General features: G+C 71.8%; 6 protein-coding genes. All 6 read left to right on the forward strand.

Features of this window, described 5'->3' with window-relative positions; genetic code table 11:
* The first annotated feature begins 120 nt into the window (after positions 1–120).
* The 6 genes from WMF34_RS28120 (at position 121) to WMF34_RS28145 (ending at position 16074) form a co-directional block, all read left to right on the forward strand.
* Positions 121–6144 (forward strand): AAA family ATPase, encoded by a 6024-nt coding sequence (locus WMF34_RS28120; RefSeq protein ID WP_437989718.1) that lies wholly within the window; start codon positions 121–123, stop codon positions 6142–6144.
* A gap of 147 nt (positions 6145–6291) precedes the next feature.
* Positions 6292–12342 carry an AAA family ATPase gene (locus WMF34_RS28125; RefSeq protein WP_437989719.1) on the forward strand — a complete coding sequence of 2017 codons (6051 nt, stop codon included), beginning with the start codon at positions 6292–6294 and terminating at the stop codon, positions 12340–12342.
* A gap of 58 nt (positions 12343–12400) precedes the next feature.
* Positions 12401–13459: a hypothetical protein gene (locus WMF34_RS28130; protein ID WP_437989720.1), complete on the forward strand. Its 1059-nt coding sequence runs from the start codon at positions 12401–12403 to the stop codon at positions 13457–13459.
* A 40-nt stretch (positions 13460–13499) separates the two neighbouring features.
* Positions 13500–14132: an RNA polymerase sigma factor gene (locus WMF34_RS28135; RefSeq protein WP_437989721.1), complete on the forward strand. Its 633-nt coding sequence runs from the start codon at positions 13500–13502 to the stop codon at positions 14130–14132.
* Positions 14129–14998, forward strand: coding sequence for a hypothetical protein (locus tag WMF34_RS28140; RefSeq protein ID WP_437989722.1), 870 nt, complete (start codon positions 14129–14131; stop codon positions 14996–14998). The genes WMF34_RS28135 and WMF34_RS28140 overlap by 4 nt, the downstream gene beginning before the upstream one ends.
* 197 nt (positions 14999–15195) lie before the next feature.
* A complete protein-coding gene (locus tag WMF34_RS28145) occupies positions 15196–16074 on the forward strand; it encodes a hypothetical protein (protein ID WP_437989723.1) in 879 nt (292 codons plus the stop codon).
* The last annotated feature ends 260 nt before the right edge of the window (positions 16075–16334 follow it).

Consider the following 16334-nt stretch of genomic DNA (forward strand, 5'->3'; position numbering starts at 1 on the left):
GCAGGCGAGCCGGCGCGAGAGCGCGGCGCCGTTTGCTCGTGACGAGGCGCACCGCTTTTGGCAGTGTAGCGAGTTGAGCCGCAACGCGCCGCTGGCGCTTCGGTTTTCAAAGCTCTTCCTATGCCCGATAGTCCACGCTACCGCGTGCTGGAGGTGCTGCACCAAGGGGCAGATACCGTCCTTTACCGCGCGCGGCGCGAGGAGGACGGCCGGCCGGTGGTGCTCAAGGCCCTGCGCCGCGACCACGCGAGCCCCCGCGCGCTCGGCAGGCTACAGCACGAGCTCGAGGTCGCCAGGACGCTCGATTCACCCGTGGTCATCAAGGCCCACGGCATCGAGCCGTTCCGCGACCAGATGACCCTGGTCCTCGAGGACTTCGGCGGCCGCTCCCTCGACCGGCTGCTCGATGGCGACGGGCCTGTGCGCCCGATGTCGATCGAGCGCTTCTTCCCCCTCGCCCTCCGCCTCGCCGCCGCGCTCGCTGAGCTCCACCGACACCACATCATCCACAAGGACATCAAGCCCCAGAACCTGCTTTACAACCCCGACACCGGCGAGGTGAAGATCACCGATCTCGGCATCGCCTCCCTCTCGCCGCGCGAGGCCCAGGAGCTCGCCCACGACGCGCTCATCGAGGGCACGCTCGCCTACATGGCGCCGGAGCAGACAGGCCGCATCAACCGCCGCGTCGACGAGCGGACCGACCTGTACTCCCTCGGCGTCACCTTCTACGAGATGTTGACTGGCACCCTGCCCTTCCACGCCAGCGACCCCGTCGCCTGGGTCTATTGCCACATCGCCCAGGCGCCGCGGCCACCCCACGCGCTCGTCCCATCGATTCCACCCCAGCTCTCCGCCGTCGTCCTCAAGCTGCTCTCCAAGGCCGCCGAGGAGCGCTACCAGAGCGCCCTCGGCCTGCGCCACGACCTCGACACATGCTTCTCGCGGTGGCAGGCGAGCGGCGCCATTCAGCACTTCCCGCTCGGGGAGCGCGATCTCTCCGACCGGTTCCAGGTCCCGCAGCGGCTCTACGGCCGCGAGCGCGAGGTAGAGGCGCTGCGCGCCGCGTTCGAGCGCGTTGTCGCGAACGGCCGGCCAGAGCTCGTGCTCGTCTCGGGCTATTCGGGCATCGGCAAGTCCTCGCTCGTCGCCGAGCTGCACGGGCCCGTCGTGCGCGAGCGCGGCTCCTTCCTCTCCGGCAAGTTCGAGCAACTCAAGCGCGACGTCCCTTACCACGCCTTCCTCCAGGCGTTCCGGGCGCTCTTGCGGGAGCCCCTGTGCGCGAGCGAGGAGCAGCTCGAGCGCTGGAGAGAGCGCCTCCGTGAGGCCCTCGGCCAGGACGGCGGTCTGCTCGCCGACGTGCTCCCCGAGCTCGCCCTGCTCCTCGGCCAGCAGCCGCCCGTGCCCGAGCTCCCGCCCGCCGAGGCCCAGAGCCGGATGCTCGCCGCGCTCCAGCGCTTCGTCGCCGCCTGCGCCCGGAAGGAGCACCCCGTCGCCCTGTTTCTCGACGACCTGCAATGGGCCGACGCGGCCAGCCTCCTCTTGCTCGAGCAGCTCGCCACCTATTCCGGCTCCGAGCACCTCCTGTTGATTGGCGCCGACCGCGACAACGAGGTCGGCCCCGCGCACCCGCTCCGGCTCACCCTGGCCGAGGTGCAGCGGCGCGGCGCCGCCGTCTCCGAGCTCGTCCTCACGCCGCTCTCCGCTGCCCACGTCGGGGCGCTCGTCGCCGAGGCGGTCCACGCACCGGAAGCGCAGGTCGAGCCGCTCTCACGGCTCGTCCACGAGAAGACCGGCGGCAATCCCTTCTTCGTGCTCCAGTTCCTCATCGCCCTGCACGAAGAGAGGCTCATCACCTTCGACACCGACGAGGGCGCATGGCGGTGGGACATCGCCGCCATCCACGACAAGGGCTTCACCGACAACGTCGTCGAGCTGATGGTGGGCAAGCTCAAGCGGCTCTCGGCCCCTGCGCACGACGCGCTCAAGCTCGCCGCGTGCCTCGGCAGCAGCCTCGACCTCGACCCCCTCGCGGTGGTCGCGGGCCGTCCGGCGGAGGAGCTCCGCGAGGCGCTCGAGGAGGCCGTGCGGGAAGGGCTGCTGCTCCGCCGGGGCTCTGGTTATCGCTTCCTCCATGACCGGGTGCAGCAGGCCGCTTACTCGCTCATCCCGGCCGAGCAGCTCGCCGAGGTTCACCTCCGGATCGGCCAGCTGCTCTTGAAGGAGCAGCGCGCCGAAGAGCGCGAGGACGCGCTCTTCGACGTCGTGGGTCACCTCAACCGCGGCGCCGCGCTCCTCCGTTCTCAGGCCGAGCGCGACGAGCTCGCCGCGCTGAACCTCCACGCCGGAAGGAAGGCCAAGGCCGCCGCGGCCTACGAGGCCGCCGCCGCCCTCTTCGCCGCGGGCCTCTCCCTGCTCGCGCCGGACCGCTGGGAGGCGCGGCACGAGCTGACCTACGAGCTGACCTTCGAGCGCGCGCACGCCGCGTACATCACCGGCGGCCTCGACGAGGCCGAGCGGCTCCTCGAAGAGCTCATGGAGCGCGCGAGGACCAGGGCCGAGACGGCCGCCGCCGTCGAGCTCATCGTCACGCTCCGTGTGACCCGCGGGCAATCTGCGCGCGCGGTGGAGATCGGCCTCTCGTGGCTGCGCGCCTGCGACGTCGATCTTCCGCGCCTCCCCACCGACGCACAGATCGAAGAGGAGACGAAGAGCGTCTGGCAGGCCCTGGGCGACCGGGCGATCGAGGACCTGATCCATCTGCCCCCCATGACCGACCGGGAGGTCAAGCTGACGATGGGTGTGCTGGAGGGCGCGGGCATCGCGGCGTCCTTCATGACCCCGAACCTGTACTTTCTCATCTTCCTGCGCATGGTCCAGCTCAGCCTGCGCCACGGCAACGCCGAGAGCTCCGCTGTCGCGTACACGTCGTTTGCGAGGATGTTCGGCCCGAAGTTCGGGCGATACCAGGAGGCCTATCGGTTCGGCAAGCTCGGCCACGACCTCGCGCAGAGGAGCGGCCGCCTCACCACGCAATCGATGGTGTTCGCCACCTTCGGACACCATGTCGTCTTCTGGACACGCCACTACCGAGAGACGACTCCGTACGGGCGCGCCGGCTTCAGCGCCGCGGTCGAGTCCGGCGCGATGAGCATGGCGTGCTTCAACTGCGTATGGGACGCGCTGTTCCACCTGCTCTCCGGCGAGGCGCTCGAGGACGTGCTCCGCGAGGTCGACGAGCGCCTCGGCTTCGTGCGCGGCGCGGGCTTCGCGTTCGCGCACGGCGCCCTCCTCAGCGCCCGCGCCATGATCCAGGCGCTGCGAGGGCGGCCGGTCCGCTTCGCGATGCTCGACGGCTCCGAGCTGGCACCTCCGGCCTTCGAGGCGCGGCTGCAGGAGGGAGCGCTGGAGACCACGCGCGAATTCTATTACAGCTTGAAGGCGCAAGCGCTCTTCGTGCTCGGCGCGCCCAGAGAGGCGCTCGAGGCGGCGACCCGCGTCGTCACCGAGCAACCCTTCTGGAACCAGCCGCACGCGCTCATGGCCGAGAGCTTCTATGTCCTCGCGCTCTCGCTCGCGGCCCTCGTCGACGTACCGCACGCGCCGCGCGCGGAGCCGGGTTCCCCGACGCGGGAGCTCCCCGAGCAGCTGCTCGAGTGCGAGCGGCAGCTCGGCGCGTGGGCCAGGAGCGGCCCCGACAACTTCCTCCACAAACACACGCTGGTCCGCGCCGAGATCGCCCGGCTCCGCGGGCAGGACCTGGAGGCCATCGGGCTCTACGAGCAGGCCATCTCCTCGGCGCACGAGGGCGGCTTCGTCCAGCACGAGGCCATCGCCTGCGAGCTCGCCGCCCGGCTCTACCGCGATCGCGGCCTGTCCACGCCCGCAGACGCTTACCTGCAGAAGGCCCGCGCCGCCTACTTCCGCTGGGGCGCCCACGCCAAGGTCGAGCAGCTCGACCAGCGGTATCCCTTCCTCGTCGAGCGAAAGCCGATCGCCCCCACCGTCACCTTCGCCGTCCGCGCCGAGCAGTTCGACGTCCTCTCCGTCGTCAAGGCCTCTCAGAGCATCTCCGGAGAGCTCAAGCTCCCGCGCCTGCTCGAGACGCTGCTGCGCACCATGGTCGAGCACGCGGGCGCCGAGCAGGGGTGTGTCCTCCTGGTCCGGGGTGAACGCCTCTCCAGCGCGGCGATCGCCGCGTCAGGGGGCGCCGCGCGGCTGCTCGACGCGGGCGAGGCGCCGCTGGCCGCCCTGCCGCAGTCCATCCTCAACTACGTTCGCCGCAGCCACGAGCGCGTGCTGCTCGACGACGCTTCCGGGCGGCACCCGTTCTCGGAGGACGCGTATTTCACGCGGAAGAAGCCGAGATCGGTGCTGTGCCTCCCGATCGTGCGGCAAACCCGGCTGCTCGGCCTGCTCTACCTGGAGAACAACCTCGTCACCGGCGCGTTCACCCCGGGGCGGCTCACCGTGCTCGAGCTGCTCGCCTCGCAGTCGGCCATCTCGCTCGAGAACGCCATGCTCTACACCGACATCGAGCAGGAGAACGCCGAGCGACGCCGGGCGGAGCGCGAGCTGCGCGAGAGCCAGGCCACGCTGCAGGCCATCGTCGACAACTCCGCCGCGGCCATCTTCCTCAAGGATCGGGAGGGTCGGTATCTGCTCGTCAACCGCCAGGCGAGCAACATCGCCGGTCTGCCGAGCCATCGGCTCCTCGGAAAGACCGACGCCGAGCTCTTGCCTGCTGCGCTCGCCGAGATCATCGGCGTTCACGATCGGAAGGTGCTCGCGACGGGCGAGCCGCTCGAGTTCGAGGAGGAGGTGATGATGGAGGACGGGCTGCACACCTTCCTCTCGCTCAAGTTCCTTCTCGGGGATGAGGTCATGCCCGGCGTGCTCTGCGGCATCTCCACCGACATCACCGAGCGCAAGCGCGCCGAGCTCGCCGAGCGCTTCCTGGCCGACGCGAGCCGCAAGCTCATGGCCCTCGGCTACGGCGCCACCCTCGAGAGCGTCGCGCGGCTCGCCGTGCCCGAGCTCGCCGACCGGTGCGTCATCGACGTGGGCGTCGCTGACGGCGACCCGGGACACGCGGTCACCGCGGGCGTGCCGGCCGAGCTCGCGGGCGCCGTGGTGGACGCGCTGCGGGCCCTGACAGCGACCTCGCCGGACCGCGCCGAGGTGGGCGACGTCCGCGCCGCGCCCCTCCTCGAGCAGCTCGGCGTTCACTCCTTCCTCCGCGTCCCGCTCCTCGCGCGCGACCGGCGCTTCGGCGTCATGACCCTGCTGGCGGCCGCGCCCCGGCGCCGGTTCGGCCCCGCCGACCTGTGGGTCGCCGAGGAGCTCGGGCTCCGTGCGGCGCTCGCCCTCGACAACAGCCGCCTGTTCACCGACGCCCAGGAGGCGATCGAGCGGCGCAACGAGTTCCTCCTCGTCGCATCGCACGAGCTCAAGACACCGCTCACCTCGCTCACGATGCAGGCCCACCTGCTCGCCCGGCTCCTGCCCCGCCTCCAGCGCGCCGAGGTCGCTCCGGAGCGCATCGACGCCGCGATCCAGCTCCTCAACCGCCAGATCGCGCGCCTCGCCCACCTGGTCGACGAGCTGCTCGACGTCACCCGCCTCAACGCCGGCCGGCTCACCCTCTCTCGCGCGCCCGTCGATCTGGCCGCCCTGACGCGTGAGGCTGTCGAGCGGATGAGGCAGCAGCTCACCGACGCCCGCTGCCGCATCCAGCTCGATCTGGAAGAGCCCGTGGTCGGGGACTGGGATGCTTCTCGCGTGGAGCAAGTCGTCATCAACCTCCTGTCCAACGCGATGAAGTACGGCGCAGGCGCCCCCATTCACGTCGTCGTGCGCGGCGACGGCGATCGCGCGCTGCTCGTCGTCCGCGATCACGGCATCGGCATCGCGGAGAACGACCAGGCCAGGATCTTCGAGCGCTTCGAGCGCGCCGTCTCCGTCCGCAACTTCGGCGGCCTCGGCCTCGGCCTCTACATCGTGCGGTGGATCGTCACCTCCCACGGCGGCACCATCCGCGTCGAGAGCGCGCCAGGCGCGGGCGCTGCCTTCATCGTCGAGCTGCCTTTGCATGCGGCGGAGGCAGAGGCGGACAGCCAGGGCGCCCTGCTCCCGGAAGCGTAGGAGCGCGCTGTGTGCTCACTACCCGACTGCCGCCTCAGCCGGCGCTGACGCGCCGCCGTTTGCTCGTGACGAGGCGCACCGCTTTTGGCAGTGTACCGGGTTGAATGGCAACACGCCGCCGGGGCCCCGGTTTTCAAAGATCCTCCTATGCTCGATAGTCCACGTTACCGCGTGCTGGAGGTGCTGCACCAAGGTGCGGACACGATCCTCTACCGCGCGCGGCGCGAGGAGGACGGCCGGCCGGTGGTGCTCAAGGCCCTGCGGCGCGACCACGCGAGCCCCCGCGCGCTCGGCAGGCTCCAGCACGAGCTCGAGGTCGCCAGGGCACTGAAATCGCCCGTCGTCGTCCAGGCCTACGGGATCGAGCTGTTCCGCGACCAGATGACCCTGGTCCTCGAAGACTTCGGCGGCCGCTCCCTCGACCGGCTGCTCGATGGCGACGGGCCGATGCGCCCGATGTCGATCGAGCGCTTCTTCCCCCTCGCCCTCCGCCTCGCCGCCGCGCTCGCCGAGGTGCACCGGCGGCACGTCATTCACAAGGACATCAAGCCTCAGAACCTGCTTTACAACCCCGACACCGGCGAGGTGAAGATCACCGATCTCGGCATCGCCTCCCTCTCGCCACGCGAGGCCCAGGAGCTCGCCCACGACGCGCTCATCGAGGGCACGCTCGCCTACATGGCGCCGGAGCAGACAGGCCGCATCAACCGCCGCGTCGACGAGCGGACCGACCTGTACTCCCTCGGCGTCACCTTCTACGAGATGCTGACTGGCACCCTGCCCTTCCACGCCAGCGACCCCGTCGAGTGGGTCTATTGCCACATCGCCCAGGCGCCGCGGCCGCCCCACGCGCTCGTCCCATCGATTCCACCCCAGCTCTCCGCCGTCGTCCTCAAGCTGCTCTCCAAGGCCGCCGAGGAGCGCTACCAGAGCGCCCTCGGCCTGCGCCACGACCTCGACACGTGCTTTTCCCAGCTGCGCCAGCGCGGCGCCATCGCGCCCTTCCCGCTCGGACTGCGCGACGTCTCCGACCGATTCCAGGTCCCGCAGCGGCTCTACGGCCGCGAGCGCGAGGTGCAGGCCCTGCTCGCCGCGTTCGAGCGCGTTGTCGCGAGCGGCCGGCCAGAGCTCCTTCTCGTCTCGGGCTATTCGGGCATCGGCAAGTCCTCGCTCGTCGCCGAGCTGCACGGGCCCATCGTGCGCGAGCGCGGCTTCTTCCTCTCCGGCAAGTTCGATCAGCTCAAGCGCGACGTGCCGTACCGCCCCCTCCTTCACGCCTTCCGGGGGCTCGTTCAGGAGATCCTCGGCGCGACCGAGGAGCAGGTCGAACGCTGGAGGCAGCGCCTCCGCGAGGCCCTCGGCCAGAACGGCGGGCTGCTCACCGACATGCTCCCCGAGCTCGCCCTGCTCCTCGGCCCGCAGCCCCCCGTGCCCGAGCTCCCGCCCGCCGAGACCCAGAGCCGGATGCTCGCCACGCTCCAGCGCTTCGTCGCCGCCTGCGCCCGGAAGGAGCACCCCGTCGCCCTGTTTCTCGACGACCTGCAATGGGCCGACGCTGGCAGCCTCCTCTTGCTCGAGCAGCTCGCCTCCCTCGCCGGCGACGCGCATCTCCTGTTGATAGGCGCTTATCGCGACAACGAGGTCGGCCCCGCGCACCCGCTCCGGCTCACCCTGGCCGAGGTCCGAAAGCGCGGCGCCGCCGTCGGCGACATCGTCCTCGAGCCGCTCTCCGCCGCCCATGTCGGGGCGCTCGTCGCCGAGGCGGTCCATGCGCCCGAAGCGCGGGTCGAGCCGCTCTCGCGGCTCGTCTACGAGAAGACCGGCGGCAACCCCTTCTTCGTGCTCCAGTTCCTCATCGCCCTGCACCAAGAGGGGCTCATCACGTTCGACGCCGACGAGGGCGCGTGGCGGTGGGACATCGCCGCCATCCGCGACAAGGGCTTCACCGACAACGTCGTCGAGCTGATGGTGGGCAAGCTGGAGCGGCTCCCCGTCGCCACGCGCGACGCCCTCAAGCTCGCCGCGTGCCTCGGCAGCAGCGTGGACCTCGACCCCCTCGCGATCGTCGCGCGAAGGCCGGCGGAGGAGCTCCGCGAGGCGCTGGAGGAGGCCGTGCGGGAGGGGCTGCTGCTCCGCCGGGACAGCGCCTATCGCTTCCTCCATGACCGGGTGCAGCAAGCCGCTTACTCGCTCATCCCGGCCGGACAGCTCGCCGAGGTGCACCTCCGCATCGGTCAGCTGCTCTTGGGGGCACGGCGCGCCGACCAGCGCGAGGACGCCCTCTTCGATATCGTCGGCCACCTCAACCACGGCGCCGCGCTCCTCCGTTCCCAGGCCGAGCGCGACGAGCTCGCCGCCCTCAACCTCCGCGCCGGCAGGAAGGCCAAGGCCGCCGCGGCCTACGAGGCCGCCGCCGCCCTCTTCGCCGCCGGCCTGGCCCTCCTCGCGCAGGATCCCCGCGAGCGCTGGGAGGCTCGGTACGAGCTGACCTACGATCTGAGCCTCGAGCGCGCGCACGCCGCCTACGCCATCGGCAGCTTCGAGGAGGCCGAGCAGCTGCTCGGGGAGCTCATGGAGCGCGCGAGGACCAAGATCGAGCGCGCCGCGGTCGTCGAGCTCGCCGTCACGCAGAACGTCACCCGCGGCCAGTGCGCTCGCGCCGTGGAGCTCGGGCTCTCGTGCCTCCGCGCCTGGGACATCGAGCTGTCGCTCCCCGTCACCGACGCGCAGGTCAAAGAAGAGACCGAGGGCGTCTGGCAAGCGCTGGGCGACCGGAAGATCGAAGCCTTGGTCGACCTGCCGGCCATGGATCACCCGGAGATCAAGGTCGCGATGCGCGTCCTGCTCGGCGTGATGATCTCCGCCTACTTCGTGGATTTCAAGCTGCACTATCTGCTCCTCGTGCGCATGGTCAAGCTCAGCTTGCGCCACGGCAACGCGGAGAGCTCCGCCCAGGCGTACACCGCCTTCGCGCGGATGGTCGGCCCGCTGGCCGGGCGATACCGTCAGGCTTACCTGTTCGGAAAGCTCGGCTACGACCTCGCGGACAGGGGCCACGCCCTCTCCACGAAGGGCGCGGTGTTCACCCTGTTCGGGCAGCAGGTCGTCTTCTGGACGCGCCACTACCGGGAGACCGGCTTCTACGCTCGCCAGGGCTTCAACGCCGCGATGGAGGGCGGCGACTGGAACAACGCATGTTACAACTGCATCTGGGCAGCGATGTTCCCGCTGCTGTCTGGCGAGCCGCTGGAGGACACCCTCCATCTCACCGAAGACCGCCTCGGCTTCGTGCGCAAGGCCGGCTACGCGTTCGTGTATGACGTCCTCCTCGGCGCACGGCACCTCATCCAGACGCTGCGCGGGCGGCCGGTCCATTATTCGATGCTCGACGGCGCCGAGCTGGATCAGGCGGCCTTCGAGGCGCGCCTCGACCGAGAGGGGGCGGTCGTCCCCCGCTGCTTCCACTTCAGCATGAAGGCTCAGGCGATGTTCGTCCTCGGCGCTCACCGGGAGGCGCTCGCGGCGACGACCCAGGTGGTCGTCGATTACGACTGGAAGATGGACACGAACGCGCTGTACGCCGAGTGCTTCTATTATCGCGCGCTCGCGCTGGCCGCGCTCGTCGACGACGAGGACCGCGCGGCGGCGCCGTCGCCCCGGCCGGAGCTCCCGGACGGGCTGCTCGACTGCGAGCGGCAGCTCGGCGAGTGGGCCGCGAGCGGCCCCGACAACTACCTCCACAAACACGCTCTGGTCCGCGCCGAGATCGCCCGGCTCCGCGGGCAGGTTCTGGAGGCCATCGGGCTCTACGAGCAGGCCATCTCCTCGGCGCACGAGGGCGGCTTCGTCCAGCACGAGGCCATCGCCTGCGAGCTCGCCGCCCGGCTCTACCGCGACCGCGGCCTGTCCACGCCCGCCGACGCTTACCTGCAGAAGGCCCGCGCCGCCTACTTCCGCTGGGGCGCACACGCCAAGGTCGATCAGCTCGACCAGCGGTATCCCTTCCTCGTCGAGCGAAAGCCGATCGCCCCCACCGTCACCTTCGCCGTACGCGCCGAGCAGTTCGACGTCCTCTCCGTCGTCAAGGCCTCTCAGAGCATCTCCGGAGAGCTCAAGCTCCCGCGCCTGCTCGAGATGCTCCTGCGCACGGTGATCGAGCACGCGGGCGCCGGGGAGGGGTACGTGCTCCTGCTCCGGGAAGATCGCCTGTCGACCGCGGCGGCGATCGCCGCGTCAGGGGGCGCCGCGCGGCTGCTCGACGCGGGCGAGGCCGCGGCGGATGCGCTGCCGCAATCCATTCTCAACTACGTTCGCCGCAGCCACGAGCGCGTGCTGCTCGACGACGCGACGGCCAGGCACCCGTTCTCGGAGGACGCGTATTTCACGCGGAAGCGGCCGAGATCGGTGCTGTGCCTCCCGATCGTGCGGCAAGCGCGGCTGCTCGGCCTGCTCTACCTAGAGAACAAGCTGGTGGCCGGCGCGTTCACCCCGGGGCGGCTCACCGTGCTCGAGCTGCTCGCCTCGCAGTCGGCCATCTCGCTCGAGAACGCCATACTCTACACCGATATCGAGCAGGAGAACGCCGAGCGGCGCCGGGCGGAGCGCGAGCTCCGCGGGAGCCAGGCCACGCTGCAGGCCATCGTCGACAACTCCGCTGCGACGATCTACCTCAAGGATCGCGACGGCCGGCACCTGCTCGTCAACCGCGAGGTGGGCCGCCTCCTGGGCATGCCGCTCGATCAGATCATCGGCAAGACGAGCACCGAGCTCTTCCCTTCCACGAACCTCGAGATCATCGCGGACAACGACCGGCGGGTGCTCGACTCGGGCGAGCCGCTCGAGTTCGAGGAAGAGCTGATCATGGAGGACGGGCCGCACACCTACCTGTCGCTCAAGTTCCCGCTCGGCGAGAGCGTCATGCCCGGCGTGCTCTGCGGCATCTCCACCGACATCACCGAGCGCAAGCGCGCCGAGCTCGCCGAGCGCTTCCTCGCCGAGGCGAGCCGCAGGCTCATGGCCCTCGGCTACGGCGCCACCCTCGAGAGCGTCGCGCAGCTCGCCGTGCCCGAGCTGGCCGACCGGTGCGTCATCGACGTGGACCTCGCCCAGGACGCGCCGGAGAGGACGGTCACCGCGGTCACCGCGGGCGTGCCGGCCGAGCTGGCAGACGCGGTGATGGACGCGCTGCGGCCCCTCGCAGCGACCTCGCCGGACCGCCCCGAGGTGGGCGACGTCCGCGCTGCGCCCCTCCTCGAGCCGCTCGGCGTTCACTCCTTCCTCCGCGTTCCGCTCCTCGCGCGCGACCGGCGCTTCGGCGTCATGACCCTGCTGGCGACCGCGCCGCGACGCCATTACCGCCCCGCGGACCTGTGGCTGGCCCAGGAGCTGGCGAGCCGCGCCGCGCTCGCCCTCGACAACAGCCGTCTGTTCGCCGAGGCCCAGGTGGCGATCGAGCGCCGCGACGAGTTCCTCCTCGTCGCCTCGCACGAGCTCAAGACACCGCTCACCTCGCTCAAGATGCAGGCTCACCTCCTCGCCCGGCTCCTGCCTCGCTTCCAGCGCGCCGAGGTCGCTCCGGAGCGCATCGACGCCGCGATCCAGGTCCTGAACCGCCAGATCGCGCGCCTCGCCCATCTGATCAACGAGCTGCTCGACGTCACCCGCCTCAACGCCGGCCGGCTCACCCTCGCGCGCGCCCCCCTCGACCTGGCGGCCCTGACGTGCGAGGTCGTCGAGCGGATGAGACAGCAGCTCGCGAGCGCGCGCTGCCGCACCGAGCTCGATCTGGAAGGACCCGTGATCGGGCACTGGGATGCTTCTCGGATGGAGCAGGTCCTCATCAACCTGCTGTCCAACGCGATCAAGTACGGCGCGGGGGCCCCCATTCACGTCGTCGTGCGCGGCCTGGAAGGCCGCGCGCTGCTCGTCGTCCGCGACCACGGCATCGGCATCGCGCAGGCCGACCAGGCCAGGATCTTCGAACGCTTCGAGCGCGCCGTCTCCGTCCGCAACTTCGGAGGTCTCGGCCTCGGCCTCTACATCGTCCGGTGGATCGTCACCTCCCACGGCGGCACCATCCGCGTCGAGAGCGAGCCGGGCGCCGGCGCCGCGTTCATCGTCGAGCTGCCTTTGCACCCGGCCGAGGCGGAGTCGGAGACGGCGGCGGACGGCCGAGGGGACCTGCTCCCACAGGTCTAGAACGAGCGCGACGATGTGGAGTGGCGTTCCGGGCGCCGGGACGCCACATTGGCCCCGGGTGAGGTCACGCTCCTCGGCAGCGCCGCTCTTCATGATCTCCGCGGCGCTCGGCGGCAGCGCGGTCGCGCACGCCCAGCCGACCGCGGCGCCCTTGCGGTTCGAGTACCGCGCGGAGGCTGGATGCCCGGCAGAGGCGGAGTTTCGTGCGCGCGTCGGCGCGCGCCTCCGGCGGAACATCGCGGAGACGGACACAGCGAGCGCGTACGTCGTGATCATCGAGCGGCGCGATCGCCGCTTCGTCGGGCGCCTCAGCGTCCGTGCGGGCGACGGGACGGCGTCCGACCGCGATGTCGCGGGGGATACCTGCGACGATGTCGTCGCCGCGCTCGCGGTCGTGACCGCGCTCGCCGTCGATACCCAGGCCCGGGACGCCCCCGTAACGTCCGCCACACCCGCGGTTTCCGCGTCCCCGAGCGCCGTCGCCGCGCCGCCCCCGCCTGCCAGCGCCCCGCCTGCCAGCGCCCCGCCTGCCAGCGCCCCGCCTGCGGGCGCCCCGCCGGCCGGTAACGCGCGGCCGCCGGCGCCGGAGCCCGACGCAACGACGCACCTGGTGCTCGGCGCGCAGCTCCTCGTCGGCCAGATGATCGGCCTCCCCTCCTTCGGCGCGCGCATCTCCGCGGAGCCTCCCCTCGCCGTCGCGACCCGCGGCGTCGGCCCGGCGCGCTTCGACGCGGACCTCGAGGTGTCCTCCGACGTCCCCGTGGCGGGTGGCTCTGCATCGTTTCTTCGCGCGGCCCTCGGCGCCGACGCGTGCCCGCTCGGCGCGTCGCTCGGCGTCCTGCGCCTTTCCCCCTGCGCGCGCGTCGAGGGCGGCCTCGTCTCGGCGAGCCGCCGAGGCGTCGCCCCCGCGCGCAGCGTGACGCGCGGATGGCTGGCGCTCGGCCTGCCGGTGCGCGCGCGGCTGCCGCTCTGGGGCGCGTTCGTGCTCGACGCCGACGCCGGGGTGCGCCTGCCGCTGCTGCGCGACGGCTTCTTCCCCGACGGCGCCGACGCCGACGCCCGCCCGCCGCCGATCGAGAGCGTCGCGGCGCTCGGGCTCGGGTTGACGATTCCGTGATCCCGGCGCTCGCCTCCGAACATAGCAGCGGCAGGAGACGATGATCAGCGCGACTCGATCCCGGCCCCCTGCGCGCGCAGAGGTGGTGCGCGACACGGCCATGACGGCGCCCGCGGAGCGCGCCGAGCGGCGCGCGCCGTCGCCCTCCGCGGAGCGCTACCGCGCGCTGGTCGACGCGCATTTCGACTTCATCTGGCGCTCGTTGCGCGGGCTCGGCGTGCCCGCCGGCTCGGCCGACGACGCCGCGCAGCACGTCTTCCTGATCGCCTACCAGAAGCTCGCCGAGATCGCGCCCGATCGCGAGCGGTCCTTCCTCTTCGGGACGGCGCTGGGGGTCGCGGCGAACGCGCGCCGCGCCGGCGCGCGGCGGCGCGAGCTCTGCGACGACGGCGCGATGGCGGCCGCGGCCGACGACGCGCCGAACCCGGAGCAGCTCATCGAGATGAAGCAGGCGCGCGCGCTGCTCGACGACGTGCTCGACGCGATGGAGGAGGACCTCCGTGTCGTCTTCGTCCTCTTCGAGCTCGAGGGCGTCCCGACCGAGGAGATCGCCGCGATGCTCGGCCTCGCGAAGGGCACCGTCGCTTCCCGCCTCCGCCGCGCGCGAGAGGACTTTCGCGCGATCGCGAGGCGCGTCCAGGCGAGGGCGCCGCACCGGGGAGGCGAGCGATGACCGATCCGAAGCCGCTGGGAGACGAGGAGACGACCGATTTCGAGCGCGCGCTGCTCCGCTCGTGGAAGCAGGAGTCTCCGTCCTCGTCGGCGCGCGCGCGCGCGCTCGCCATCGCCGGGCTCGCCGCGGGCGGGGTCGCAGGGGGCGGGGTCGCAGGGGGCGGGGTCGCAGGGGGCGGGGTCGCAGGGGGCGGGGTCGCAGGGGGGACGACCGCTGCGCCTTCCCCGTCCGCCGCGCCCGCGCCGAAGGCGGGCGCCGGCAAGCTGCTGGCGCTCGCGAAGTGGGGCCTCGGAGCGGCGATCGGCGTCGGCCTCATCGGCGCGGGCGTCGCGCTCCTCCGGCCGTCGGCGCCTCCCTCCGCGGCGGCACCGTGGAGCGAGCCGCAGGCCACGCTCACGCCGCCCACCGCCGGCGAGCCGCCGGCGGCGGCCGCGCCGCCGGTCGCGCCCGCTCCCTCCGGGCCCGCGACGCGCGCGCCGCTCCCGCTCCAGGCGAGCGCCCCGCCGATCCCGGCGCCCGCCGCCGCGAGCCCGCCGCGCCCGAAGAGCGCCGCGCCGCGCGCGGGATCCGCGCCCGGCGCGCCGAGCGACGCGCTCGGCGAGCAGGTCGCCATGATCGATCGCGCGCGCGACGCGCTCACCGCCGGCGACGCGGCGGGGTGCCTCGCGGCGCTCGACGCCCACGACAGCAAGTTTCCTCGGAGCGCGATGGGAGAGGAGGCCACCGTGCTCCGCATCGAGGCGCTGATCCGCCTCGGCGATCGGGCCCGCGCGGCCGAGCTGGGCCAGCGCTTCCTCGCCTCGCGCCCGACGAGCGCGCATGCCTCGGGCGTGCGCGCTCTCCTCGGCGCGGCGGAGGAGCCTTGATCGAGCGGCGCGCACGCGCGCCTCGCGTGACCTGCTCGCCCGCCTGCGTAACGTGCTTTCGAGGGCGCCGGAGAGCGTGCCTATCGTGTCCGGTTCGTCGAATGGTTCGAGCGCTGTCAGCGTGAGGATGTTCAACAGAGAGGTTTCGTATGGTCTGGTCGTCATGGAGCAGGCGCCACGCGCGGAAGGCGGTCCTGGTGGGAGCGGCGATGGCGCGCCTCTCGCTGCCGGGGAGCGCCGCGGCGCAGGAGGCGGTCGCCCCGGCGTGGGACGAGACCGAGCGTCGGGAAGACATCGTCCAGCGGCGCGAGCGCGCCGCGCTCCTTGCGACACACCTCCATGACGTGATCAGGCTGCGCTCCGCCGGGAAAGCGGTGCCCGTCCTCGTCAGCGGCATCGGCGGGGCGAGCCTCGCCTTGAGCCTGACCGTAGCCCCGGCCGAGCCTCCCTTCCTCGCCTGGACCGCTGGCTCCGCGGCGTTGCTCGCGGGAGGCATCGCCGCGCTCGCCGCGCCGGAGGCGTACCGGCGCGACACGCTGGGGGCCGCCGCGCAGCTCTCACAAGGCAGCTTCTGGCTCGGGCTCGCGTTCTTCACGGACAGCGGCCTCGCGAGGGTGACGCCGATCGCGCTGTCGTCGGGATATTACGTGTCCGGCTTGCTCTCCGGGCTGAACCTGGCGCTGTCCGACTACACTCCTGTCTCCCGCCTCCGCGCCGACCACGCGCTGGTGGCGACGCCCGAGTGGCGCGCGCGGCTGTCACGCGCGCAGATCGCGAGCATCGAGCGGGATCTGCTGGCCACCGCGCCAGCGATCCCGAGCTGGGCCATCTACCTCCCGGTCGCGCTCGGCGGGGTCGCCGCCACCGCGCCCGCGTGGGATGGTGATCTGCCAGCAGAGAGGCGGATGTTGAGCTTGACGTCCGGTCTCCTGGCCTCCGTGTGGTCGCTCGGCGCCATGTTCGATCCCGAACATCCGGCGCAGTCCTACCAGCGGGACCTGCGCAGGGCCGGCCTGCAGGTCGCGCCTTCAGGGCCCGACGGCAACGCAGGCCTCACGGTCTCGGGCAAATTCTAGAGCGACAGACGGGCTGAAGCCACATGCGAACAGCGAGGAGTCGAACCGCCAAGACGCCATAAGACGCCAAGACTCTTGTATTTCTCCTGGCGTCCTTGGCGCGCTTGGCGGTTCATTTCTCCGGTTTCCGAGCGGATCGGTGCTCTGGCGGGTCATCCCCCGAGCGCCTCCAGGGGAGTTCGCTCCGGGGCCAGCGCTCCGGCAGGGCCCGTCGTGGCCCGCCGTCGCGCTCGTGTCTCCTGGGTCGACCGCTGGAGGAG

The sequence above is a fragment of the Sorangium sp. So ce145 genome (genome assembly GCF_051525985.1).
GTDB lineage: Bacteria > Myxococcota_A > Polyangia > Polyangiales > Polyangiaceae > Sorangium > Sorangium cellulosum_B.

Coding starts and splice junctions, on each gene's coding strand:
- WMF34_RS28120 (WP_437989718.1), top strand. CDS start 121: ATGCCCGATAGTCCACGCTACCGCGTGCTGGAGGTGCTGCACCAAGGG.
- WMF34_RS28140 (WP_437989722.1), top strand. CDS start 14,129: ATGACCGATCCGAAGCCGCTGGGAGACGAGGAGACGACCGATTTCGAG.
- WMF34_RS28125 (WP_437989719.1), top strand. CDS start 6,292: ATGCTCGATAGTCCACGTTACCGCGTGCTGGAGGTGCTGCACCAAGGT.
- WMF34_RS28135 (WP_437989721.1), top strand. CDS start 13,500: ATGATCAGCGCGACTCGATCCCGGCCCCCTGCGCGCGCAGAGGTGGTG.